At 49.9% G+C, this 22,870-nt stretch carries 23 protein-coding genes; 16 read left to right on the top strand and 7 right to left on the bottom strand.

Features of this window, described 5'->3' with window-relative positions:
* Positions 1–312 precede the first annotated feature (312 nt).
* Complete coding sequence (locus GS601_RS04305) at positions 313–1,254, top strand: glycosyltransferase family 2 protein (RefSeq protein ID WP_274381930.1); 942 nt, start codon at positions 313–315, stop codon at positions 1,252–1,254.
* 11 nt (positions 1,255–1,265) lie between these two features.
* Positions 1,266–1,886, top strand: a complete 621-nt coding sequence (hpsU, locus tag GS601_RS04300) for a hormogonium polysaccharide biosynthesis acetyltransferase HpsU (protein WP_162422202.1) — start codon at positions 1,266–1,268, stop codon at positions 1,884–1,886.
* A 23-nt stretch (positions 1,887–1,909) separates the two neighbouring features.
* On the opposite strand, the gene GS601_RS04295 is transcribed toward hpsU, so the two are convergent.
* The gene (locus GS601_RS04295; protein ID WP_162422044.1) at positions 1,910–2,521 is read right to left on the bottom strand and encodes a chorismate lyase; all 612 of its coding nucleotides are present in this window, start codon (positions 2,519–2,521) and stop codon (positions 1,910–1,912) included.
* 220 nt (positions 2,522–2,741) lie between these two features.
* Here GS601_RS04295 and thrB point away from each other — a divergent pair, with 220 nt between their 5' ends.
* Both thrB and GS601_RS04285 read left to right on the top strand, forming a co-directional pair.
* Positions 2,742–3,668: a homoserine kinase gene (gene thrB / locus GS601_RS04290; protein WP_162422043.1), complete on the top strand. Its 927-nt coding sequence runs from the start codon at positions 2,742–2,744 to the stop codon at positions 3,666–3,668.
* Positions 3,669–3,744: 76 nt separating this feature from the next.
* Positions 3,745–4,257, top strand: coding sequence for a DUF1499 domain-containing protein (locus GS601_RS04285; RefSeq protein WP_162422042.1), 513 nt, complete (start codon positions 3,745–3,747; stop codon positions 4,255–4,257).
* 107 nt (positions 4,258–4,364) lie between these two features.
* Here GS601_RS04285 and GS601_RS04280 read toward each other — a convergent pair whose 3' ends face one another.
* Positions 4,365–5,051 carry a zinc metallopeptidase gene (locus tag GS601_RS04280; protein WP_162422041.1) on the bottom strand — a complete coding sequence of 229 codons (687 nt, stop codon included), beginning with the start codon at positions 5,049–5,051 and terminating at the stop codon, positions 4,365–4,367.
* Positions 5,052–5,351: 300 nt separating this feature from the next.
* Between GS601_RS04280 and yqeK the strand changes: the two genes are divergently transcribed.
* Both yqeK and rsfS read left to right on the top strand, forming a co-directional pair.
* A complete protein-coding gene (gene yqeK, locus GS601_RS04275; protein WP_162422040.1) occupies positions 5,352–6,047 on the top strand; it encodes a bis(5'-nucleosyl)-tetraphosphatase (symmetrical) YqeK in 696 nt (231 codons plus the stop codon).
* 172 nt (positions 6,048–6,219) lie between these two features.
* A complete protein-coding gene (gene rsfS, locus GS601_RS04270) occupies positions 6,220–6,669 on the top strand; it encodes a ribosome silencing factor (RefSeq protein ID WP_162422039.1) in 450 nt (149 codons plus the stop codon).
* 115 nt (positions 6,670–6,784) lie between these two features.
* On the opposite strand, the gene era is transcribed toward rsfS, so the two are convergent.
* Positions 6,785–7,726, bottom strand: a complete 942-nt coding sequence (gene era, locus GS601_RS04265) for a GTPase Era (RefSeq protein ID WP_162422201.1) — start codon at positions 7,724–7,726, stop codon at positions 6,785–6,787.
* 103 nt (positions 7,727–7,829) lie between these two features.
* Here era and GS601_RS04260 point away from each other — a divergent pair, with 103 nt between their 5' ends.
* Complete coding sequence (locus GS601_RS04260) at positions 7,830–8,912, top strand: ATP-dependent 6-phosphofructokinase (protein WP_162422038.1); 1,083 nt, start codon at positions 7,830–7,832, stop codon at positions 8,910–8,912.
* Between the two features lie 125 nt (positions 8,913–9,037).
* Here GS601_RS04260 and GS601_RS04255 read toward each other — a convergent pair whose 3' ends face one another.
* Entirely contained in the window at positions 9,038–9,445 is a 408-nt protein-coding gene (locus tag GS601_RS04255; RefSeq protein WP_162422037.1) for a hypothetical protein, read from the bottom strand.
* Between the two features lie 377 nt (positions 9,446–9,822).
* Between GS601_RS04255 and GS601_RS04250 the strand changes: the two genes are divergently transcribed.
* From GS601_RS04250 to GS601_RS04240, 3 genes are all read left to right on the top strand, one after another.
* Positions 9,823–10,683: a DUF4333 domain-containing protein gene (locus GS601_RS04250; protein ID WP_162422036.1), complete on the top strand. Its 861-nt coding sequence runs from the start codon at positions 9,823–9,825 to the stop codon at positions 10,681–10,683.
* 253 nt (positions 10,684–10,936) lie between these two features.
* A complete protein-coding gene (locus GS601_RS04245; RefSeq protein WP_162422035.1) occupies positions 10,937–11,620 on the top strand; it encodes a MotA/TolQ/ExbB proton channel family protein in 684 nt (227 codons plus the stop codon).
* A gap of 2 nt (positions 11,621–11,622) precedes the next feature.
* The gene (locus GS601_RS04240; RefSeq protein ID WP_162422034.1) at positions 11,623–12,030 is read left to right on the top strand and encodes an ExbD/TolR family protein; all 408 of its coding nucleotides are present in this window, start codon (positions 11,623–11,625) and stop codon (positions 12,028–12,030) included.
* A 19-nt stretch (positions 12,031–12,049) separates the two neighbouring features.
* On the opposite strand, the gene GS601_RS04235 is transcribed toward GS601_RS04240, so the two are convergent.
* On the bottom strand, positions 12,050–13,129 hold the full coding sequence (locus GS601_RS04235) for a hypothetical protein (RefSeq protein WP_238393082.1): 1,080 nt from the start codon (positions 13,127–13,129) through the stop codon (positions 12,050–12,052).
* 476 nt (positions 13,130–13,605) lie between these two features.
* On the opposite strand from GS601_RS04235, the gene pstS reads away from it, so the two are divergent.
* From pstS to GS601_RS04205, 6 genes are all read left to right on the top strand, one after another.
* The gene (gene pstS, locus GS601_RS04230; protein ID WP_162422032.1) at positions 13,606–14,643 is read left to right on the top strand and encodes a phosphate ABC transporter substrate-binding protein PstS; all 1,038 of its coding nucleotides are present in this window, start codon (positions 13,606–13,608) and stop codon (positions 14,641–14,643) included.
* Positions 14,644–14,974: 331 nt separating this feature from the next.
* Entirely contained in the window at positions 14,975–15,931 is a 957-nt protein-coding gene (gene pstC / locus GS601_RS04225) for a phosphate ABC transporter permease subunit PstC (protein WP_162422031.1), read from the top strand.
* Between the two features lie 6 nt (positions 15,932–15,937).
* Positions 15,938–16,819 carry a phosphate ABC transporter permease PstA gene (gene pstA / locus GS601_RS04220; protein WP_162422030.1) on the top strand — a complete coding sequence of 294 codons (882 nt, stop codon included), beginning with the start codon at positions 15,938–15,940 and terminating at the stop codon, positions 16,817–16,819.
* Positions 16,800–17,681 (top strand): phosphate ABC transporter ATP-binding protein PstB, encoded by an 882-nt coding sequence (gene pstB / locus GS601_RS04215; protein ID WP_238393081.1) that lies wholly within the window; start codon positions 16,800–16,802, stop codon positions 17,679–17,681. Before pstA ends, pstB begins: the two co-directional genes overlap by 20 nt.
* Positions 17,682–18,036: 355 nt before the next feature.
* A complete protein-coding gene (locus tag GS601_RS04210; protein WP_162422029.1) occupies positions 18,037–18,789 on the top strand; it encodes a response regulator transcription factor in 753 nt (250 codons plus the stop codon).
* A 345-nt stretch (positions 18,790–19,134) separates the two neighbouring features.
* Positions 19,135–19,953: a TPM domain-containing protein gene (locus GS601_RS04205; RefSeq protein WP_338016958.1), complete on the top strand. Its 819-nt coding sequence runs from the start codon at positions 19,135–19,137 to the stop codon at positions 19,951–19,953.
* Between the two features lie 69 nt (positions 19,954–20,022).
* Here GS601_RS04205 and GS601_RS04200 read toward each other — a convergent pair whose 3' ends face one another.
* Together GS601_RS04200 and GS601_RS04195 are read right to left on the bottom strand one after the other, a co-directional pair.
* Positions 20,023–21,957: a chromosome segregation ATPase gene (locus GS601_RS04200; RefSeq protein WP_162422028.1), complete on the bottom strand. Its 1,935-nt coding sequence runs from the start codon at positions 21,955–21,957 to the stop codon at positions 20,023–20,025.
* 414 nt (positions 21,958–22,371) lie between these two features.
* Positions 22,372–22,866, bottom strand: a complete 495-nt coding sequence (locus tag GS601_RS04195) for a GNAT family N-acetyltransferase (protein ID WP_162422027.1) — start codon at positions 22,864–22,866, stop codon at positions 22,372–22,374.
* Between the last annotated feature and the right edge of the window lie 4 nt (positions 22,867–22,870).

The following is a 22,870-nucleotide window of genomic DNA, read 5'->3' as shown; positions in this document are numbered from 1 at the left end:
CATTTCTATCTTTGTTAGGGGTTGGGGTTTACAGATTGAACGTCAGCCCCATTTTTATGGTGGTTTAGAGTCTTTTTGAAGCGGGTTCCTCTGTTTCTACAGGGCTACGAGGTGTGTAAAGCAGTGTCTCAAACTGTTGCGAGACAAAATGCAGACTGTAAAATTTTGGCAATTCAGGGTTGAAGAGTGGGCATTATAAAGACGACATCAAGCGATTCGTCGATTTATCCTGCCAAGATGCAGGCTGTGTGAATAGATGAGGCGCTGCTTGACCTGAGATGTGATCTCCTTCCCTACTCTGTTGACCGAATCATGATGACTTCCAATCTCGCTAAAGTTCCGGTTTCTGTTTTGATCCCAGCAAGAAATGAAGAAGCAAACTTGCCTGCCTGCCTAGAGAGCGTTGCTAGAGCCGATGAAGTGTTTGTCGTTGATTCTCAGAGTAGCGATCGCTCCTCTGAAATGGCTGAAAAGTATGGCGCAACGGTGGTGCAGTTTCAGTTCAACGGGCGCTGGCCCAAAAAGAAGAATTGGTCACTGGAAAATCTGCCGTTTCGCAATGAGTGGGTGCTGATTGTCGATTGCGATGAGCGCATCACCCCTGAGCTTTGGGAGGAAATTGAAGCCGCTATTCAACAGGCTGATCATAACGGATACTATCTCAATCGCCGAGTTTTTTTCTTGGGTCAATGGATTCGTCACGGGGGCAAATATCCAGACTGGAATCTGCGCTTGTTTAGACATGCGAAAGGTCGATATGAGAACTTAAATACTGAAGAGATTCGCAATACGGGCGATAACGAAGTTCATGAACATGTTGTGCTATCGGGCAAGGTTGGCTATTTAACCAGGGATATGCTGCATATTGACTTTAAGGATTTGTATCACTGGTTAGAGCGCCACAATCGCTACTCTAACTGGGAAGCTCAGGTCTATTTGAATGTCCTCAATGGCAAAGCAGATAGTGGCACGATCGGGGCTAACCTGTTGGGTGATGCGGTGCAGCGCAAGCGGTTTTTAAAGAAAATTTGGGTAAGATTGCCGTTTAAACCATTGTTGCGATTTGTGCTGTTCTACTTCATTCGGCTCGGATTTTTAGACGGCAAGGCAGGCTACACCTACGGGCGACTGCTCAGCCAGTACGAATATCAGATTGGAGTAAAACTTTACGAACTTCAGCAGTGTGGCGGCACGTTGAATACAAAGCCCACGGCGTCTTCTAAGCTTCAACCCATTCCTCAACCTGAGTCTTGATGTTGGAAAAAATGAAGGGTAGCGTTAACGAAAATCTATCTGAAAATGTCAATTTTTTGCCCGATTTAGACGCTAAAGCGTGGGTCAATTTACAGAAATATGACCAATCCTGGTTTGATCGCGGTCGCCCAGGATGGATCGTGTTGCTGTGGTGGTTGGTGCAAGCGATCGCATTCCCGCTGACGCCTCAACCGCTCAATACCCTTAGATGTAGAATCTTACGACTGTTTGGAGCAAAGATTGGCAAAGGGGTTCTGATTCGCCCGACGGCGAGGTTTACCTATCCCTGGAAAGTGGAGATTGGCGATTATAGCTGGATCGGTGATGACGTGGTGTTTTATAGCCTCGATCGCATCCACGTTGGTGAACATTGTGTGATTTCGCAGAAGACCTATCTTTGCACCGGGAGTCATGATCTGAGCGATCCGAATTTTGGGTTGGTAACGGGTGCGATCGCAATCGGTAGCGGTGTGTGGATTGCCACCGATTGCTTTGTTGCCCCAGACGTAAAGGTTGGAGCCAATGCCGTTGTGGGCGCACGAAGCAGCGTTTTTAGCTCTTTGCCTGAAAGCCAGGTTTGCTGGGGAACGCCCTGCCGTCCTCATTATGGCAGAGCGTCTCAAGCACCCTAGCTCTGTCGATTAGCCTAACCCGATCAGTCTAACCGCATCGGACCTAAATATTTCTCTAAGTAAGGGGAAAAAACCTCATAAATCAAGGTCAGGGGTTGCCCATGATGCCAGAACAAATAGTGGCGTCCCCAAAAAGGTCCTGGATGTCCGAACGCTTCTTCTAGAGCCTTGGAGTGACCATAGTACAAGCCTTGAATATCACGGTATAGCTCGGCTCGGAGGCGAGAGAGATTGAGCCAGATTGGCTGCGATCGGTTCTGCAAATACTCATCAATATGGCTCAGTTCCCACCATGAGGTCGCATAGCCCAATCGCTGACCCGAAGCGGTTTTGAGCCAAATCTGCCGCCGTAACCGAGGTCCGGGAACTTGCTCGATCGAGCTTGGGGCATTATCGGTTGCAAAGCCAATGGCCGACATGTCCAACACATCTACCTCCGTAGGTTCACCAGTCAGAAGTTGTAAACAGTGAGTCGGAGAGCCGTCTCCTAGCATCATTATCTGCCACGTTGGGGCAAGTTGCGTGTGGGGCAGCCCTTGCTGAATATCGTGTTCATCACCCTGCCAAAGCGGAGTCAGAGCATACCAAGTGGTAGGCAATAAGGTGCTGTCTTTAGGTTTGAAGGTAGCAGTCACGTTGCTTTACGGTTGCTTTACAGAAGTTAACTTAGTTTCAATCATAACGCTCCCCGCTTGACTGTTTCGTTTACTTAACAAATTCGGACGCCCGCATTTGACTTGAGCACTCACCTGAGGCGTCAGTTTTTTGCAGAAAGAAATGCTGATACTCTTCTAAACGATACTCTTCTAAAAAAGCGTTCATTCCGGCGATTCTTTATTGTCTGCACACTGCTATATGTCTACTGTCACGGTCACGGTTCCTGCTACGACTGCAAATATAGGTCCAGGATTTGATTGCTTGGGAGCCGCGCTTAGTCTCTATAATCAGTTTGCGTTTTCTCTGCTAGCAGATGGAGAAGCCTTGCAGATTACCGTGAGGGGCGCAGAGGCAAGTCGGGTTTCTATGGATTCGAGTAATCTGGTGTATCAAGCGTTTTGCAAGCTCTGCGATCGCATTCAAACTCCAGTTCCCTCGATTCACATCACGATTGAGATGAATGTGCCATTAGCGCGGGGGTTGGGAAGTTCGGCGACCGCGATCGTGGGTGGCATCGTCGGTGCAAATGTGCTGGCAGGGTCGCCCTTTACCCTCGATCAACTCGCGGAATTAGCCACCGAACTTGAAGGGCATCCTGATAATGTCGTTCCCGCGTTAATGGGGGGGTGTCGATTGGCAGCCTCAGGCTACGCCACGAACGGAGCCGATCGAGCTTGGGAAATTTGCGACCTCGCTTGGAGTTCGGATGTTGTGCCGATCGTGGCGATTCCCGATTTTGAGCTTTCGACCGCCGCCGCGAGAAAAGTTTTACCGGCAGATTACAGCCGCGCCGATGCCATCTTCAATGCCGCGCATTTGGGGTTACTGCTGCGGGGGTTGGAAACAGGGAACGCAGATTGGTTGAGAGCCGCCTTGCAAGACCGAATTCATCAACCCTATCGGCAGGCGTTGATTGGCGGGTTTAAGGAGGTGCAGAAAGGCGCGATCGCGGCGGGTGCTTATGGGCTGGTGATCAGTGGAGCAGGTCCAACGCTGTTGGCGCTATCCCATGCTGACCAAGCCGAATCAGTGCGATCGGCGATGGCAACGGCTTGGATGGGTCAGGGGATTGGCGTACAGGCGAAAGTATTGAGTCTTGATCTGCAAGGTGCGATCGTATCGTAGGGCATCTGCCGCTTACACGTTGCCCGTGCGCTGTAGCTTACACTAAAGATTAAGTTTTGTTAGGAAATCTGCTCAGATGTTTAAACGCTTGCTTCCCCTACTTTTCGTTGCGCTTTGCTGGATCACGGTGACGCCGCCCGTTGCTGCACGCCCCCTTCAACCCGTTCCAGTCGCTGCCATATTTAGCTTCCCCGGTTCTAGACCCGCCAACCTGGGGCTAACCCGCGATCGCCTTGCAGCCTGTCCTCCCACCCCAAACTGTGTGAGCAGCCTCAGCCTTGACCCCACCCACCAGGTTGAGCCGCTCCGCTACACTTCGTCTCCCGAACAAGCATTCACAACCCTAAAACACGCGATCGCAGCCCTGCCTAGAACCCAGGTAATTAGCGAAACAGATTCCTATTTATATGCCGAATTTACCAGCCCACTCATGGGCTTTGTAGACGATGTAGAGTTTTATGTAGATAAACCGGCGGGCGTTATTCACGTGCGATCGGCGTCTCGGTTGGGTGAGTCGGATCTGGGTGCTAATCGTAAGCGGGTTGAATTGATTCGCACTAAGTTGCAAGCGGCTGAAAACGCTCGGTAATTAAAAATGCCTTCGTCCCTAGCTTTTCGTAGAAGCTGAGTAGAGACGAAGGCTCAACAAATTGTGGAAACTCTGGAGCAAATCACCCCGCCGCGATCCAGAGAGCGTTAATTCCGACGCGACATCGCAATCAAAATGTACTGAGCAAGCTGTAACAACGAATAGAGTGCCGTTGCCACATACGTAAATGCCGCTGCATTGAGGACTTTTCGAGCCGCTCGATTTTCCTCACCTTGCAAGATACCAAGCTCGTCAATCAGTCTCAAGGCGCGGCTCGACGCATCAAACTCGACGGGCAAGGTCACAATGTGAAAAATGATTACGGCGGCAAATAGCGCAATTCCAATATTGATGAAGATACCCCCGATCGAGCCGAGAAACAAGCCTCCGAGGATGAGCATCGGTCCGAAGTTTGCGCCCAAATTAACGGCAGGCACCAGCGCCGCCCGCACATTCATCGGCTTATATCCTTTAACATCTTGCAGAACATGACCGCACTCATGAGCGGCTACCGCCGTTGCTGCCAAAGAATTTGACCGATAAACTCCCTCAGAAAGGCGAACAACCTTTCCTCCCGGATCGTAGTGATCCGTGAGTTGCCCAGCCACGGGTTCTACCGTCACATTGCTAATGCCCATGCGCCGGAGAATAGTTTTTGCGACTTCTGCCCCAGTCAGACCCATGCTTGACGGAATTTCCGAGTACTTGCGGTAGGTGTGTTGAACGCGCTGTTGCGCCCAAAACACGAGAATCATTCCTGGAATGAGCAGCAGATACGACCAGTGAAAAAACATAGTCTTGATATCCAGTCTTTGTATCCAATTTATCGCTAAACAGGCGATCCAGCGTTTGTGCGATCGCAAAGCAGCTTAGCGTTCAAAAATTATGCTAACACTCTCTTTCTCGATCTGCCGCTCGTAGCCGAGTCCCAAGTTTCTTGACAAACAAGTACCTTACTGTGAACATTCTGCATCGAAACTCATGAGCTAGAATAGAGGCAACAAGCCTTTTCGCTATTTGCCGAACTCCGTCGCGATTCTTTCGGAAGCTTAAGGGCGCTTGCTCTTAACTGCCGACAGGAGTGTGCCATTTGAATGCGTGAGTCGCCGAAACTCTTCCGTCCTAAATATCCTAAAGCTGAGTTCGCTAATGCTCCCGTTTCGAGTGAGCCTCAGTTTTCGGATGAGTTTCAGCCCTTGCGAGAACGAGTCATTGCTTGGCTAAAGCTGAATGTGCCGGAAACTCGGTTGCGCCATATCCTGCGGGTGGAACGGATGTCGATCGAGCTAGCGATTCGCCATCATCTTGATCCTGAGAAAGCCGCGATCGCAGGGTTGATGCATGATCTCGCTAAGTTCTTCAAGCCCGATCGACTTCTACAAATGGCGAGGGATGAAGGCTTAGAACTCGATCCCATTGATGAACTCAATCCTCATCTTCTTCATGCCGATATTGGCGCAGTTGTTGCCCGCGACGAATTTGGCATTCACGACCTCGATATTTTGGATGCCATTCGCAATCATACCTTGGGTAGACCCCAGATGAGCTTGCTGAGTTGTGTGGTCTATCTAGCCGATGGTTTAGAGCCAGGGCGAGGTAACACGCCAGAGCTAGAAGAATTGCGTCGATTAAGCCGTCAAGATTTAATCGAGGCAACCTGGAAATCTGCGGACAGTTCTGTGAAGCATTTGATTCATGCGCGTCATCTGATTCACCCTCGAACCGTTCATACTCGTAACTGGTTTTTACAAACCGCAACGCAACGCCCTCGAAAATCCTCTTATCCTTAAGATATGCCACCCAACTCAACAAGGTTCTCGCTGTGCATACGTTCACTGTTCATAGTTTTACCGTTTGACGGCTCAGTGTCTAAGTCTCAATATCCAAGTTTTAGCGTTTAAGTCTCACCACTGAACGTTTCAATAACCAATTCATCCTATCGCGAAAGGAACTTTAACCTGAATGACAAATCTTTCTAACCAACAAACCCTTCGACCCATCGCAAACCCCGCACCGCAAACGCCAGATCGAAGCTATGACATGGCACTGGCGATCGCAGAAGCTGCCGATGAACGAAAAGGGGGCGATATTGTCCTACTTAAAGTTGGCGATGTCTCGGTGTTAGCAGATTATTTTGTGTTGATAACAGGTTTCTCGAAAGTTCAAGTGCGAGCGATCGCTCGTATGATTGAGGACAATGTAGAAGAGCAATTTAATCGCAAACCCATCCGCTCTGAGGGGCTTGCCGAAGGCACCTGGGTGCTGCAAGATTATGGCGATGTGATTGTGCATGTAATGATGCCAACTGAGCGCGAATACTACAGCTTAGAGGCATTTTGGGGGCATGCGGAAAGCACCACTTATGCGGCGCTAAGCCTGTCGCACGATGCGGAAAGCCTCGCCAATCCATAACCTCTCCGAGGCGCGATCGCAGCGATCGCGCCTCAGTTTTAACTAACCCCGATGCCTAAAAAAGCTTTCATCCCCCGAAGAAGACAGTGAGCGCGGTGCCCGTTCCTAAATCAGGCTACTCCTCAATGCGATACCCAAATTCGGCGAGGCGGGTGCGAGACTGTCGCCATTTGGGTTGCACCTTTACAAATAGCTCTAGGTGAACCTTGCCCTCGATCAGTTTTTGAATTTGTTCGCGGGCGGCAATGCCGATGGTTTTTAGCATAGTTGCCCCTTTGCCGATGAGAATCCCTTTTTGGGAGGGGCGTTCGACGTTGATTGCAGCAAACACGCGGGTGATGGTGGGTTCTTCCTGGATGCGCTCAATCGCGATCGCAACGGAATGAGGCACTTCTTCGCGCGTATGCAGCAAAATTTGCTCTCGGATCAGTTCGCCCATGATAAAGCGTTCGGGCTGATCCGTGACCAGATCAGGCGGATAGTAATATGGTCCAGGTTCCAGGTTTTCGATCAGAGCAGTTTGCAGCGGCTCAACCCCGTCGCCCGTGAGTGCCGAAAATTTGGCAACTGTCCATCCTTGAGCTTGGGCGAGGTCGATGTAGTCTTGATCGAGGCTAGGATAGCCCTGCTGGTCGGCTTTGTTGAGTCCTAAAATCACAGGACAATGAGTGTGGGTGAGCAGATTGGCAATGAAGCGATCGCCGCCCCCAAGTTCGACCGAGCAATCGACTACAAAGAGAACCACATCCACCGATGCGATCGCGCTTTGAGCATTCTTAACCAGCACTTCGCCTAACTGATGATGCGGCTTATGAATACCCGGTGTATCGACAAAAATAATCTGTGCCTCTGGCGTTGTCAGAATGCCGCGTAGCCGATTGCGAGTCGTTTGGGCGACGGGAGATGTGATCGCGACTTTTTGCCCCACCAAAAAATTCATCAGTGTAGACTTGCCAACATTGGGGCGACCAATAATGCCAACAAACCCCGATCTGTAGCCCTCTGGAGCCATCGGAATGCTGGTTCCCATTCCGTCGTGTGTAGCGTTGTCTGTCATGTCATTCTCTTCTGACACTTCTAAATCAATTCCGTAGTTTTCGATACTATTTCTCAAAATGCGCTTAGCTGTTATCCATTACAACTTATTTAGTGTAATCGACATGGATGGGATAAAGCGGATTGGTATCTTAACCAGTGGTGGCGATTGTTCAGGACTGAATGCGGTGATTCGAGCCGTCACCTTTCGCGCGATCGGGACGTATGGCTGGAAGGTTTTGGGCATTTGTCGAGCCACCAACGGATTGATGGAGCGTCCCCCTGATATTGTGCCGTTAGATATTGAGCGGGTTGATCGCATTCTCACGGCTGGGGGAACCTTTCTTGGCACGACGAATAAAGGGAATCCTTTTGCGTTTCCAATGCCGAATGGCGATTTGCTCGATCGCTCGTCTGAAATTATTGATGGCTATCATACGCTGGGTTTAGACGCCATGATTGGGATTGGCGGCGATGGCAGCATGGCGATTCTTCGCAAACTTGCTCAGCAAGGCGGCATGAATTTAGTTACGATTCCCAAAACGATTGATAACGATGTGGGCATTACTGAGTGTTCGATTGGCTTTGATACAGCTGTCAACATTGCGACCGAAGCGGTGGATCGGTTGCACTTTACGGCAGCGAGTCATTCGCGGGTGATGATCCTCGAAGTGATGGGGCGCGATGCAGGGCACATTGCTATCAGTGCAGGCATTGCAGGCGGCGCAGATGTGATTTTGATCCCAGAAATTCCGTATACGATCGCAAACCTCTGCAACAAGCTGAAAGACCGCCAAGAGCAAGGCAAAAACTACTCTCTGATTGTTGTGTCTGAAGCGGTGCGAACCGAGGAAGGGGAGATCGTCAGTTCGACCGATCCGTTTGGAGAGTCGCGCTATGGCGGGATTGGGCAATATCTTGCGAACCAAATTTCTATCCGGAGTGGGGCAGAAACCCGCGTTACGGTATTGGGGCACATTCAGCGCGGCGGCACACCTTCCCCGTTAGATCGTCTACTTGGCTCTATGTTTGGTGTAGCGGCAGTGGATCTGATTGCTCAAGGCAAATTTGATCGGATGGTGGGATGGCGCGATCGCCAAGTGATTGATGTTTCGATTGCCGATGCGATCGCGCAATATTGCACGGTTGATCCAGATAGTGCCGCCGTCCGAACTGCGCGAGGGCTAGGCATCTATTTAGGAGATTGAGTTAGGAGAATTGAGTTAGGGAGATTGAGCAAGTTCTGATGGGGCAGAGGGCGGTCGCTTGAGCGACAAGGGATGGTGCAATCGCGCTGTAAGCTACCAACGCGCGATCGCACCTCGCAAAGCAATTAGCTGTAATGGCGCTCTAGCAGCGATCGCAGCATATCTGCCATCGGAACGCCTTCTTCGACTGCCTTGGCTTTAATCGCTTTATGCAAGGGTTTAGAAATATCTAAGGTGAGACGCTTCATTTTCACCGCTTTTTCAGAAGAGTCGTTTTTCACCGCTTTTTTTGCTGCTTTTTTAGGCTCTGGCTGCGGATTGTCAGCCTTCACAGTCTGCTTGTCAGTTGCTTTTTTGGACGCCCGCGCAGGCTTAGCGGCGATCGCTTCCTTGGGTTCAACCGGTTCTGCTGCCACAACAGGTGTTTCTGCTAAAGGAGTTTCCGCTCCGCCATTATTCTCACTAGGCTCAGTGATGCCTTTAGCCGAAGGCGCTTGAGAGTTTGAGCCAGCTTTGACTTTTTTGGTTGCCATAATTTATCTCTACAGGTTGAGCAATAAGGACAGTACCCACAGAAACGTAGCGATTACCCTTTAGGAATGTCGCTATGAACAAATTATTTCTGTGTTTACGATTAAACGTATTTACAGAATATCGTATTTACAGAAACAAAGTATCGGTGAACTCACCAGAAAGAGACTGCCCTCTGGCTCAGGCTGCGCTCTAAAAGGGGTATCACAAACAGTGTCGTAATTTTCACAGCTAGAGCAAAGTCGCTGCTTTGTAGCCGAACATCGCGATTTTAACGTTACCTAACCAATGCTTAACCCTTTTCTTCTCGTTTACCCAGACAATGGTGGAAGACAACGAAACGATAAAAACGTGTGAACCCGATAGGGTCTGACTCGCCATGTCTGAGGGATTAGAAGTGCAACACAAGGAAAGGCGCGATCGTTGGGCGACGCCTATTTTGCTAGGGTCGATGTGGGTCTCTGTAACGGTGGCGGGGTGTGGCAGAACGCTAGATGCTGCCAACCTTGAAGCGACCATCGAAGAAGGGATCGCCAAGCAGGGCGGCAGTTCGCTAAAATCGGTGATTTGCCCGACTAATGTTACCCCTGCGGAGGGTCATCGTTTTGAATGTATCGGAGTGCTAGAGTCTGGAAGCGGGTTTGCAATTCCGGTGACTCAACAAGACGATCGCGGCAGCGTTTTGTGGGACTTGCCTAGCGTTCGGGGCTTGTTAAATCTGGCAAAACTTCAGGCTGAGATAGAGCGAGGGCTGCAAAAAGAAGTGAGTCAGGCTAGTGTAAATTGCGGCAGCAACCCCTACCGGGCTGTCAAACCGGGTGAAACGTTTGAGTGTCAGATTATCAAACGCGATGCAACGTCAGCCTCTTCCTCGAAGGTCAAAAATAGGGATTCACAAAAGGGTGACTTAAGAAATGCTGACTTAAAGTTAGAATCGGCAGAAAAAACGACATCATCACCTTCCTCATCAACCGTGGCTAAGCCATCAGAAAAAATTCAGATTACGGTTCAGTCGTCAGGCGATGTAGATTGGCAACGCATTATTACGTTACCGTCGTCAACCCAGGTTGCAACAGGGTTAGCCTCGCCCACACCGCCAGATGCTACAGCCACCAAACCGGGCGCTGTAGCCTTGCCCGAAGCCGATCAGTCTGCACCGCCACCTGCGATCGCGCCGACTAGCCAGCCATCGGGCGAAGACTTTCTTAACCAACCGGGGGCAGCAGATGACTTTGATTAGATTTAGGGCTAAGGTTTAGGGTTAATTGCGGCAGTATCCGGTTTTGTGCCAGACGTTCGCATCCTCATTCACTAAACCAAATCGGTAACGTTCTATATTCTTTAACTCAAAGTTATTGTTTTGCTTAACTTCTCTTAACCATTACAGGTTTCTCTTCCGCTATTCTAAGTGGTGGCTTCCCATGTATTCATTGTTTCATCTAGAGTGTCTCTCTTCCCGTTGTACTCTTCGCTAACTTAAGTTTTCCAGCCTGATGTCCAACCTGTACGAAGCGATTAGCAAAGGCGGCGTCACCGTCATTCCTCTGATGGGCTTGTCGGTCGCGACTCTTGCCTGCGCCCTCGATCGGAGTGTGTTTTGGTTTCAACTGCTGCGAACCGAAGCACGACTTTCCCATGACATTTTAGAGGCATCTCGCTATAGCTTGGTTGATGCCCGTGCGATCGCAGAGCGCTCGAAATCGCTGCCGTTGGGTCGATTTTTACTTGCCCCCCTTAAGCTCCAACAGCCTACCCCAGAAACCTTTCGCCTCGCGATGGAAACAGCAGGCGATGAAGAATTTGCCAAAATGCGAAAGGGTGACAAGTTGCTAGAAACGGTAGTTGCCCTCGCGCCGCTCTTGGGTCTGCTAGGAACGGTGACAGGTCTCATTCTCACGTTCAACAACCTCAACATTGGCGGTGGGGGCGGCTCAGCAGACACGACAAAAGCAGCCGCAGGCATCGGCGAATCTCTTACATCAACCGCAGTTGGTATGGTTGTGGCGATCTTAGCACTGTGCGCTTTTCGGATTTCTGTAACGCTGCAAGCTCAACAAGTTGAATACTTCTCGAAAGTGGGCGGTGAGCTAGAACTGATCTACCGTCAAGTTTGGTATGAGCCATTTTTAGACGAAATCGAACGAGCCTCTGCGCCTGAAGTTTCTCTTCGAGGATAGTGATGAAGTTTAAACATCAAAATCACGGCTCCCAAATGCCAGAACTCAATCTTCTGCCAATGATGGACGTGATCATGACGATTCTGACCTTTTTTATTGTAGTGTCGATGTCGTTAACCAAATTTCAATCGGTTGATGCATTGCTACCGAGCACAGAGAAGGGAATCAGTCAGGAAACACCGCCTGATCCACTGGTGGTTGGTATGACGAGACAAGGGCAAGTCATGATCGACAATACGACAGCCAACGATACGCAGATCGCTCAGCAAGTCGTAAATTATTTTCAGAAAAACCCGAAGGGCAACATTGTTCTCAAGGCGGATAAGTCGCTTCCCTACGAGAAAGTGGTGCAAACCCTGGGAATCTTGCGAGATGTGGGCGGCGATCGCGTCTCCCTGGCGATTGAATAACAGCGTTAAACCGCTGCGGTTAACTCTGGGTTGGGTCTTTCAACCATGTCACTACGATCGTGCCTTCTTGCCCCTTGACTGGAATTAAGTTTAGATAAATCGTTGTGCCGCCTTTCTTTAAGCGATAGAGATCGCCGCCGCCATATTGCCCTTGCTTGACAACTTCCTGAAAGATACCCTTCAATTCTGGCTCTAGGGTGGCGCTATAGAACACCGCAGGAGCCTGCCCGATCGCCAGCTTTGGCGAGGTGTCAATTCCAGGGCGCAAATCGGGAATCGTTCCCTGCTGAAGCTCTGCCTCGTTGACAATGTTGTAAAACATTTGGGGCTGGTCAAATTGTTCTGGATTGGCATTGTTCGCTGGGCTATCTGAGCGATCGCCTTCTGGTAAAACGTTTGCGAGCAGTTCAACATAGTCTGCCGGAGGGTTCACCGATCCCTTCAGGCTTGCCAAGTCGGTAATCTTCTCGCTAGAGAGCAAAATTACGGTGGTTGGCTCATCGCTAAACAGGCTCAAATATCGAGTTTCGCCGCTTTTAGAAGTCACGCTAAATATTTTGGTGACGGCGCTCTCTTCTGCGGGCGTTACCGTAAATCCTTTAGCTTTGGGTGCAGACTGGTAGAACGTTGCGATCGCAGCCAAATTGGCGGTGGCAATGCGGCAGTTTTCGCCTAACCCTTTCTCAAAACAGTCGGGTGTCGAGGGCTGATACTGAGGAAAGTCGGCAAACGAGGTCGCCATGTTATCAGTGGCTTTGCTAAGCGTCTGGCTTTTAGCAGGAGAAGGAGCCTCGGCGGCTTTTGGCTGCACGGGCGACTTTTGGATCACCGGATTGGGCGTGGCTCGATTAATTTTAGGTAAGGTTGGCTTGTTGGGCTTCGCGATCGCTGCCTTCAACGTCTTATTTTGAGCAGGCGATTTGGTGGTTGGTAGCTGAGTAATCTTCACCGGTGACTCTTTGTTTTCGGGCGGCTTTTGCGGCTCTTTAGGAAACGGCACGAAGAGAACCAGCGCATGAAGCCCCAGTGCTGCAAAGAGCATCGGTCTGATTAACGCTTGCATAGAAGATGGGCTGGAGGGTAAAGACAAATTTTTCATCGTTACGCTGATTGCATTGGGGATCGATCAGGGCAATGGCTAAAGGAATGAGCTAGCTTTACGCTTCAAGCATTCTAACTAAGCTAAACGGGGTCTGAGCTAGGATTTTGTATTCCACTATCAAACCGATCTATTCACTCTTCTATTCACTCTACAGTGGGGATTGAATAGGTGGAAACTAAATCTGCAATGTTGATTTTCAAAGCCGATCGTAATTTATTGACGCTCGTATCACCAAAGATGAATCCCATATAAGCAGTATATACCCATGGTTGGAGTTAAGTTTGAATCGTTCTTGTCATGATCAGCTATGACACTGATGTAAATTATTGATTCTGCTTAGCGTTGCCATTACCTTAACCAAAGATTTAACCTACCTTAAACACTTGTTATTGGTTTGTTTGTTTTTACTTAACTACTGTAGTTGTACTGTTGTCGTTGTTACCTGAATTGCCGTATATCGGACTTTGCTGACAATGGTACTCTCTGCTTCTGTTTTACGCCGTGCTGTCACTGCTTCTGCGATAACGGCTGCGATCGCATTTAGCCCAGTTTTGACAGCAATAGCCCAAGCCGTTACGCTCAACGGAGCCGGGGCTACATTCCCTGCGTTGCTGTACGAAAGATACATTTCTGAGTTTAAGAAAAAGAATCCTGATGTTACGGTAAATTACCAAGCGATCGGCAGTGGTGGCGGCATTCGCCAACTGATTGCCGGGGTTGTCGATTTTGGCGGCAGCGACGCTGCCATGACCGACGATGACATGAATAAGGTCTCGCGTGGTGTCATTCTTGTACCGACGGCTGGCGGTGCAGTTACTCCGGTTTATAACCTTTCTGGTGTCTCTAACCTCAAACTTTCTCGTCAAGTCTTGCCTGAAATTTTTGCAGGACGCATCACCAAATGGAACGATCCTAAAATCGTTCAAGAAAACCCTGGCGTGAATCTTCCAGACGCTCCAATTAAGTCAGTGGTGCGGGCAGATGGGAGCGGTACAACGTTTATTTTCACTAACCATCTCAGTTCTATTAGCCCTTATTTCAAAGGTCGTGTAGGAGTAGGAACGTCTCCTCGTTGGACGACTAACCCACTCAAGGGTCGTGGAAATCCTGGAGTTGCCGCTTTGGTGCAGAAAACACCGGGATCGATTGGCTACGTTGAGTATTCGTATGCCAAGCAGAATAACCTGGCGACCGCGGCAGTGCAAAACAAGAAAAACGAGTATCTTACGCCATCGATTGAAAACACAAATAAAGCGCTTTCGTCGATCAATTTCCCAGCCAACTTCCGCGTGTTTGAGGGTGATCCCAGTGACGGCTACCCTATCACTGGCTTAACCTGGATGATGGTTTACAAGAAATACGACGATCCCCAAAAGGCAGAAGCCGTCAAAAAGTGGGTGCAGTATGTTTTGACTGAAGGGCAAGAACTCAACGCTTCTCTCGACTTCACCCGCATTCCAGCTGAAACGGCGAGTCGTGCGCTTCAGCAAGTTCAGAGCGAAGTGAAGTAGGCGTTGAATCACACCTGTGAAGTCTTACGCTTTCCCTTTAGGTTTGTGCTTTAGGACTAATTGCTCTAGTAGACTGACAATCTTGAAGTGAGGACAGATTTTCTTAAAAGCTTTCTCTAGCCAAGAGACACTGTAGCTGTGCCTAAAATAGCTTTGACAAGTCGCTAGAGCAGGGTTCATGAAGAGCGATTGGGATATAGTTTTTTCGTCTCTCCATTTCGATCAGCGGCATCCCTTTTTTTAATCACCTTCCCGAAGTTGTTTTGTTTTCACACCCTGTATCTGGGGCATTTCTTTGTAGATGCCCCTTTTCTTACTTCTTAATGATCCAATGATCCATCAGATGTCGTCTAACGCTCACTCAGAATCGATCGTCGGTGGAGATAGGGCGTGGCTCGATCGCAGCTTTGCCTGGGTGCTCCGACTGATTGCGCTTGCCGCGATCGCACTCCTGTTTTGGATGGGCAACGTCATCTTGCAATCGGCATTGCCTGCGATCGCAAAATTTGGAGCAACCTTTCTAACCAGCCAAGATTGGGATGTAAATCAACTCCAGTTTGGGGCATTGCCCTATCTCTACGGTACGGCGGTTACGTCTGCGATCGCGCTGCTGTTTGCCGTGCCGATTGGCATTAGTGTTGCCATTGTAACGAGCGAACCGTTTTTGCCAACCTGGGTGCGATCGCCGCTCGGATTTTTGATCGAACTCATCGCCTCCATTCCTAGCGTCATCGTGGGATTGTGGGGCATTTTTGTGCTGATTCCGTTTCTCAAACCGATTCAGCTTTGGTTGCACGATCAGTTCGGTTGGATTCCTCTATTTAGCACTGAAACCTTTGGACCGAGCATGTTAGTGGCAGGGATCATCCTGGCGATCATGATTTTGCCAACGATCGCGGCACTCAGCCGGGACATTATGACCTCTGTTCCGTCGGATCTTCGTACGGCATCTATGGCTTTGGGGGCAACTCGCTGGGAAATGATTTTTACAATCTTGCTGCCTGCAAGCGCCTCTGGCATTGTAGGAGCCGTAATTTTAGGGTTGGGACGGGCATTGGGCGAAACGATGGCAGTCACAATGGTGATTGGCAACTCTGATCTGATCAGTGTTTCATTGCTCGATTCTGGAAATACGATTCCTGCCCTTCTCGCCAATCAATTTCCTGAAGCGTTAGACGAACTTCACGTCGGTGCATTAATGTATCTGGCTTTAATTCTGTTTGCTCTTACGTTAATCGTAAATATTTTAGCGATGATAATTGTGAAAATATTTGGATTCAAATACTAATTATTTATGACTACTTTTTTTGATAAACAACTTACAAAACCATTGCCATTTAGTCGCAACCTGTTTAGCTATGGCATGGGTACGATCGCACTCTTGTTGACTGGGTTTGCCCTACTGGCACTGTTTTCTGTGCTATTTGAAATCTTTCGTCAAGGCTTACCGGGCTTAACCTGGGACGTGTTTACCTCGCTGCCTGCCCCCACCGGAGAAGCGGGAGTTCCCACTGGGTTTGGCAACGCTATTCAGGGTACAGTGCTCATGGTTGCGATCGCAACATTGCTCAGCGTTCCGTTGGGCATTCTCACCGCCATTTACCTATCTGAAATTGGCAAAACAGGTGCGATCGCGAACACGGTTCGATTTGTCATGTCTATTCTCAGCGCTGTTCCTTCCATTGTTGTTGGCGTTTTCGCGTATGCCGTGGTCGTGTTGGCAACACTATTTAACTACAAGGGCTTCTCAGCATTGGCAGGAGCATTTGCGCTAGCAGTAATTATGTTGCCAATTGTGGTGCTATCCACCGAAGAAGCGCTCAAGCTGGTTCCCCGTCAGCAACGACTTGCCTCTGCTGCCCTCGGTGCAAATTCTGTCCAAACGACGTTCAAAATTGTAGTGGCATCTGCATTGCCCAGCATTACAACCGGGGTGTTGCTTGCGATCGCTCGCGTCTCTGGCGAAACAGCACCGTTGCTCTTCACCGCCTTATTTAGCCAAAGCTGGATCGAGACGCTTCTCAATCCAACCCCGTCTTTGTCGGTGATGATTTACAACTATTCTGGCTCCCCGTTTGCGGCACAGGTTCAGTTAGCATGGACGGCTTCTCTAGTGCTCCTCGGAATGGTATTTGTCACCAATCTTCTTTCTCGGTTTGTCACTCGCAAGCGTTGAGCGTCTAGCCCTGCTCTTTCCTCACCTCTACATTCCGCCCATCATGCACTCTTCCAACTCCTCAAAACCCACTCCCACACCCTTACCCACGCCCGATTTAGCGCTTTGCGCTCGCGGTGTAGATGTCTACTACGGCACGATCAAAGTTCTCGAAGATGTCTCGCTCGATGTTTATCCTGGAAAAGTCACTGCCATTATTGGACCGTCTGGGTGCGGCAAATCGACCTTTATCAAAGCGCTCAATCGCATCGGCGAACTCGAAAGCAATATGCGGATCAAGGGCGAAATTCAATTTTTTGGACAAAACATCTACAGTCAACGGGTCAATCTCAATCGGTTGAGACGCCAAATCGGGATGGTGTTTCAAAAGCCCAATCCGTTTCCGATGAGCATTTACGATAATGTGGCATATGGCGTGCGGGTCTTTAGCCGCCCCTCACGATCGGTGTTAGATGAGCTTGTTGAGTCGGCGCTCACCGATGCTGCGCTGTGGAACGAAGTCAAAGACAGTTTGACTAAATCGGCATTGAGCCTGTCCGGGGGGCAGCAGCAACGATTGTGCATTGCGCGATCGCTGGCGATCAAACCGAGAGTTTTGCTGATGGATGAACCCTGCTCTGCCCTCGACCCGATCGCGACGCTGAAAATCGAAGAACTGATCCGCTCGTTGCAGCAAGAATTGACGATCGTGATCGTCACCCACAACATGCAGCAGGCTGCCCGCATCTCCGATCGCACTGCATTTTTTAGCACTGACGAAAGCCAGGTCGGGCGCTTAATCGAAACTGATGCAACGGCTAAAATTTTTGGCGCGGCAAGTCATTCTCGGACTCGCGACTATATTGAAGGGCGGTTTGGTTGAGCCAAAGGCTTAATCTATTCTTTAAATGGTTTTAACCTTGATGAACAGCGCGACCCTTATTCTATAGATGGTTTACGCAGTTTTCTTGAAATTGCGCTTTGCACTAATCGTGCAATTAGTGTACCGATTTTTATCGCTCCAAGTCCACAAAAAAGGATTTGAGCGCGATCAACGGCACAACAACGATTGCCCAACCCCTCAGCGATCCCTAAACGTCCCAAACCTCCTACCGGCTTTCTGCTTAGAAAAAATCAGGAAGGTTTTACCGTTTTGCAGATCTGTGCCAACTCAGACAGGGGCTGATGCTGGAATGTTGAGATCCTGAGCCGCGAGAATTGCTGTCCCTAGCGCATTTATGCAGTTGTCCGAAACCCCTTACCTCGCTTGCATTTTAGTCGTTGACGATGAACCTCTAATTCTTGAATCTGTCACCCTTGCGCTTACTCAAGAAGGCTTTCAAGTCCTCACTGCGGCAGATGGACGGCAAGCCCTTCACCTGGTTCAGCAGTCGTTCGAGGCGGCTCAAGGCACATCGCCAACCGCTGCCTCTTCCATTCCAAAATTTGATCTCCTGATCATAGACCTGATGATTCCCCATATCAATGGCTTGGATCTGTGTCGGTTGATACGGCAAAACGGGAATACAGTGCCCATTCTAATTTTGAGTGCCAGGGGAAGCGAAACCGATATTGTGGTGGGGTTGGAAGTTGGCGCAGATGACTATCTCACCAAGCCGTTTGGGCTGAGAGAACTGGTCGCCCGTTGTCGAGCTTTGCTGCGGCGGCAAACCCAACCTCCGGCTCAAGCCTCTCCTGTTCTGCGATTTCGAGATATTGTGCTCTATCTTCAGGAGTATCGGGTCACGGTTCGGGGTGAAGAAGCTAATCTTTCTCCGAAAGAGTTTTCGCTGCTCGAACTGTTTATGCGAAACCCTCGTCGTGTCTTTGCCCGTGAAGAGCTTTTAGAGCGAGTGTGGGGAATCAGCTATTTGGGAGATTCTAAAACAGTTGATGTTCACATTCGGTGGCTGCGAGAAAAATTAGAAATTGATCCCAGCAGCCCGCAGTATGTTACGACAGTCCGAGGGTTTGGCTATCGGTTTGGGTGATGGAGGTATTCTGATTGTCTGGATTGCTCTTGCCTATTGCGATCGCAGTTTGGGCAAGGGTGAAAGAGCGGCTTGACCTGCTCTGCTTTTGTGAGAGAGGAACAGTACTAGTGGATGACATGATGTGAAGCGGGTCAGACAGAGGGTGCTATTGAACAGGAGGTGTCCTTGCAGAGATGCGCTTTTTTTGCATTCTCTCGATCCGCTGCCCGATTGTCCAATTCCTTGTAAGATTAGAGTATGGTTAACAAATGTAAAGAACAGTAAGCTAAGAGACATCATAAGGTTTAGCAATCCTGGTTCGCCTTCATATTTTTGTTTATTGATCGTTCTTCTAAGGTCGTCGTGAAGCAACAACTAATGCAAAATTCATGGACACGCCGCTTAATTCAAGGATTTGCGGCTTTTTTGGTTCTTCTTTCTGTTTGGTCGATCGCTCCTGCGGCTCAGGCATTCAACAATCCAGATTTGTTACCAGACAAGCCGACCAACGTGATTGACTTAGCCAACGCTCTCACCTCCGTTCAAGAAGAGTCACTGTCTCAACGTTTGTCTGACTTTGAAACGGAAACGGGCTGGAAGTTGCGGGTCTTGACGCAGTTCGATCGCACGCCTGGAACAGCAGTGAAAGGCTTTTGGGGGTTAGATGATAAGAGCGTGATGTTAGTCGCAGATTCACGGGGCGGCAACATTCTAAATTTTAGTGTTGGGGACGAACTTTATCCGTTGCTGTCTCGGACGTTTTGGATTGAGTTGCAAACTCGGTTTGGCAATCAGTTCTTTGTGCGTGAGCATGGTGAAGATCAGTCGATCATTCAAGCGTTGGAGGCAGTAGAAGGCTGCTTGAGACGAGGCGGGTGTAATGTTGTTCCAGGATTGCCGCGAGAGCAGTGGGTTCTGACTCTGATTACGTCTACGTTGGGCGGCGTCATCTTTGGGTTTGCGGGAATGCCTCGCAAGCAAGGTCAAGTGTTTGCATGGCAGTGGGCGCTGATTTTCTCGCCGTTGTGGGGAATTTTGTTTCTGGCGTTTGGCGTTGGCCCGGTTGTGACGCGAACTTCTGACTGGTTACCGTTGGTGCGTAATATCTCAGGCTTTGCGATCGGGGCGTTGGTGGCGTTTCTTGCACCGGCATTTAACCGCACCCCAACCTCGGATACCTAGAGCATCTGATCTGCAAAAGGCGACAGGAGGCGTAATCTGCGCCTCTATGTTTTGTCCTGCTTTTTTTCGCTACTGACCCAAACTGCGTCGGAGTGAGCGAATAAGCTGCTGAGCTTGAGCATAGGCATCCGTTCTGGGGGGAATCTTTTCTGCCGATGCGATCGCGCCTAGCATGTCAAAATCTGATTGGCTTCGAGCGGCAAGATACATCTGCTGACTCAGTTGATCCATAAACTGCTGCGCCTGACCCCGAACCGCGCTGGTCTCTGGCACCCCATCTGCGAGCCGAATAGCGTTGGCATAGTCATCGATCGTGCCTCCGTTTGCAGCGCTGCGAGCCGTTTCCAAGGTTTGTTGGTCTGCCTGGATTTCTTGACTTTGAGTAGACTGAGGATTTTGAAACAGGGAGCCTGTCGCGTCTGTCGTTGGAGACGGAGGAGCAGCCAAGGCACGTTCTTGCGCTTCGATCTGGCGAATCTGTCGCTGCCATTGCTGTCGTCGATCTTCAGCTTCAGTAAACAAGGCACGTCCAGCACCAATGCGATCGATTTGTACGATCGCACTTTGCAGCGATGCCAAATCCCCGGCACTGGCAAGTTGCTCGGCTTGGTCTAGGATGGGGCGATCTTGCTTTGTTTGAAAATCGGCGGTGAGTTGACTGACCAATTTTTGGGCTTCGGCGGAGCGAGGGTTGGAGCTAGGAATCTGAGCGGCATTGGCGATCGCGGCTTGAATATCTTCTGGGCGACCCGATTGGGCTAGCTGACGGGCACGATTTAGCTGTGCCAAATCAGCTTTTTCTAGCTGCCAGCGCTCGACCAACTGCCTAGCTTTGGCATAGAGCGGGCGATCAGCGCCGATGCTTTGAGCAGATGCGATCGCAGAATCAAAATCAGCGTCGTTGCCACTCCAGGTTCTAGATTGTGCGATCGCCAGCTTTTCAAAATCTTCCACTTCGTTTTGTAAGTTGGCTGCCGCCGGAATCTGCCTTATGCTTTCCAACGCCCCATTCAAATCTCGCTGGTTGAGTGTCGCTTCTGCCAGATCAAACAGCTTCTGCCCGGTTTTCGCCAACACGCCTTGTGCAGCTTGATAAACATAGCTTTGATCTTGAACTTCAGACGCAAGCTTGACTGCCTCCTGAAGGTTCTTCAACCCTCCTTGATCGAGCAGATCCTTTGCCTTCGCCAGCTTTGAAATATCATCGCGCGTAATGGAAATCTTCTCAGCCAGTTCCTGATACTTCGTAGTCTGCCAAAATCTGTTGTCTATCGACAATAGCCGGGAAGCGTTCGTCGAGGCTTGACGCCAATTTTCTTTGCGAAGCGCATCTTCCGCACCCTGATAAATCTCTTCCGCTTTTGACCAGATGCCCTGCCAGCGCTTAATTCGTCCTTCTACTTCAGCCTTTACTACCGACTGCTGAGGCACTTTTTTGGCAATGCCAATCGCCTCGTCTAATTTTCCGGCATTAAATGCTTCCTCTCCAAGATCGAGAATATCTTTTGACCACAACTCAACCATTCGCGTTGCTTCGTCATACAACGGGTGATCGGCTGACAAGGTACCCAGCAGTTTGATGGCTTCTAATAAATCGTTTGTCGTTCGTTTTCCGGCGGCAAGCTGCGCGCAGTGCAGGCGCAACGATCCAGAGGCAAGCGGCCAAAACACAGAAGGGCAGTTGGGAACTGCCGGGAGCTTGAGCAAAAATGCCATCGAAAGAGTGGTCAGCCCACCCGTGAGCGCTAGGCTGATCGCTACCGGAATCCTCCAATCACTCGTTAGCCACTTCCGGGCGGTGTCAGATGCAGTTGCAAATCGATTGCCTAAGTGCGTTAATTTCATTCCAAGTTCAGGTTGACCGGGCGGCTCAGAATCCGATGGCGGCTGAGAAAGTGTCATTCCAGCAGAGCGGACGTTCTGCCTTGAACGTTTCTGACTAGAGGAGCGTCGCTCTGACGATTTTGCCTCTCGCCGATCTCGAATGCCGCGATTTCTGGTCATAAATTCATCGGTAACAGCAGTATCGCTCCGGTTTTGGGTAAATCACATCCGGTTTTGGGTAAATCACATAGTAGATGCGATCCTACTCTGCATCCAAAAAAAATCCAACCTGATTTTTTGACTTAATCGTTTTTTCAAAAAATTTAACTCTACCGTGAGAAATAAGCAGGCTTTGATGAGCGCGATCCGGTCGTTTATTGTTAATCATGATACTGCGAATTCTGATCTTTACAGTCTTCTCAGTAGAATGAGCCTCCACGACCAGCAAGCAAAGCAAAGGGACATCGGAGGAAGACAGAGGGCTAGCCTTTGGATCGAGAGAGGTATCAGGGCGCGATCGCCGATCAGCCCGTACGTGACCATCCGAGTTGGGCAATTTGGCACCTGACTCATTGCTTATCGAGGTCAGACTGCTTACAACGGTTTCGTCATCCAGAACGATTGCGTGTGATAGCCCAGCGATCGATACAGATTTAGGGCTGGCTGATTTGTCTCAAAGACTTGCAATCCAATCTGCGGAGCACCCTTGGCTTTTGCCCACGCTTCTGCCTGACGCATCAACGCTGCGCCGATACCTTGGCGGCGATGCGGGGGAGCAACATAGAGCAAAAAGATATGAGCATGGCGCGCTCCGGTGGCGTTGTCGATCGCGTGCCCCAACCACAAGCATCCAATCGGTTTGGGGCGCGATCGCCTGGGCAACATCGAAGGTTCGACCTCTTCGGTTTGTTCGACCCACCAAATCGGTGTTTCTGGAGAGCAGTATTGTTCAACGGTGGCTGCCAGGTGAGAAAACGTGCCACCTGGGTAAAGTTCTGTGTAGGTTTGCTCCATCACTTTCAGAAGCCGCGAGTGCTCGATCGCAGATCCTCGCTGGAGCCGATATCCCCATGGCAGCCCATCTATCATGGGT

It is taken from the genome of Myxacorys almedinensis A (assembly GCF_010091945.1).
Taxonomy (GTDB): Bacteria; Cyanobacteriota; Cyanobacteriia; order Leptolyngbyales; family Leptolyngbyaceae; genus Myxacorys; species Myxacorys almedinensis.
This window is presented reverse-complemented; position numbering and strand designations above follow the sequence as displayed.

Coding starts and splice junctions, on each gene's coding strand:
- GS601_RS04305 (WP_274381930.1), top strand. CDS start 313: ATGATGACTTCCAATCTCGCTAAAGTTCCGGTTTCTGTTTTGATCCCA.
- hpsU (WP_162422202.1), top strand. CDS start 1,266: ATGAAGGGTAGCGTTAACGAAAATCTATCTGAAAATGTCAATTTTTTG.
- thrB (WP_162422043.1), top strand. CDS start 2,742: ATGTCTACTGTCACGGTCACGGTTCCTGCTACGACTGCAAATATAGGT.
- GS601_RS04285 (WP_162422042.1), top strand. CDS start 3,745: ATGTTTAAACGCTTGCTTCCCCTACTTTTCGTTGCGCTTTGCTGGATC.
- GS601_RS04280 (WP_162422041.1), bottom strand. CDS start 5,051: ATGTTTTTTCACTGGTCGTATCTGCTGCTCATTCCAGGAATGATTCTC.
- yqeK (WP_162422040.1), top strand. CDS start 5,352: ATGCGTGAGTCGCCGAAACTCTTCCGTCCTAAATATCCTAAAGCTGAG.
- rsfS (WP_162422039.1), top strand. CDS start 6,220: ATGACAAATCTTTCTAACCAACAAACCCTTCGACCCATCGCAAACCCC.
- era (WP_162422201.1), bottom strand. CDS start 7,726: ATGACAGACAACGCTACACACGACGGAATGGGAACCAGCATTCCGATG.
- GS601_RS04260 (WP_162422038.1), top strand. CDS start 7,830: ATGGATGGGATAAAGCGGATTGGTATCTTAACCAGTGGTGGCGATTGT.
- GS601_RS04255 (WP_162422037.1), bottom strand. CDS start 9,445: ATGGCAACCAAAAAAGTCAAAGCTGGCTCAAACTCTCAAGCGCCTTCG.
- GS601_RS04250 (WP_162422036.1), top strand. CDS start 9,823: ATGTCTGAGGGATTAGAAGTGCAACACAAGGAAAGGCGCGATCGTTGG.
- GS601_RS04245 (WP_162422035.1), top strand. CDS start 10,937: ATGTCCAACCTGTACGAAGCGATTAGCAAAGGCGGCGTCACCGTCATT.
- GS601_RS04240 (WP_162422034.1), top strand. CDS start 11,623: ATGAAGTTTAAACATCAAAATCACGGCTCCCAAATGCCAGAACTCAAT.
- GS601_RS04235 (WP_238393082.1), bottom strand. CDS start 13,129: ATGAAAAATTTGTCTTTACCCTCCAGCCCATCTTCTATGCAAGCGTTA.
- pstS (WP_162422032.1), top strand. CDS start 13,606: ATGGTACTCTCTGCTTCTGTTTTACGCCGTGCTGTCACTGCTTCTGCG.
- pstC (WP_162422031.1), top strand. CDS start 14,975: ATGATCCATCAGATGTCGTCTAACGCTCACTCAGAATCGATCGTCGGT.
- pstA (WP_162422030.1), top strand. CDS start 15,938: ATGACTACTTTTTTTGATAAACAACTTACAAAACCATTGCCATTTAGT.
- GS601_RS04210 (WP_162422029.1), top strand. CDS start 18,037: ATGCAGTTGTCCGAAACCCCTTACCTCGCTTGCATTTTAGTCGTTGAC.
- GS601_RS04200 (WP_162422028.1), bottom strand. CDS start 21,957: ATGACCAGAAATCGCGGCATTCGAGATCGGCGAGAGGCAAAATCGTCA.
- GS601_RS04195 (WP_162422027.1), bottom strand. CDS start 22,866: ATGATAGATGGGCTGCCATGGGGATATCGGCTCCAGCGAGGATCTGCG.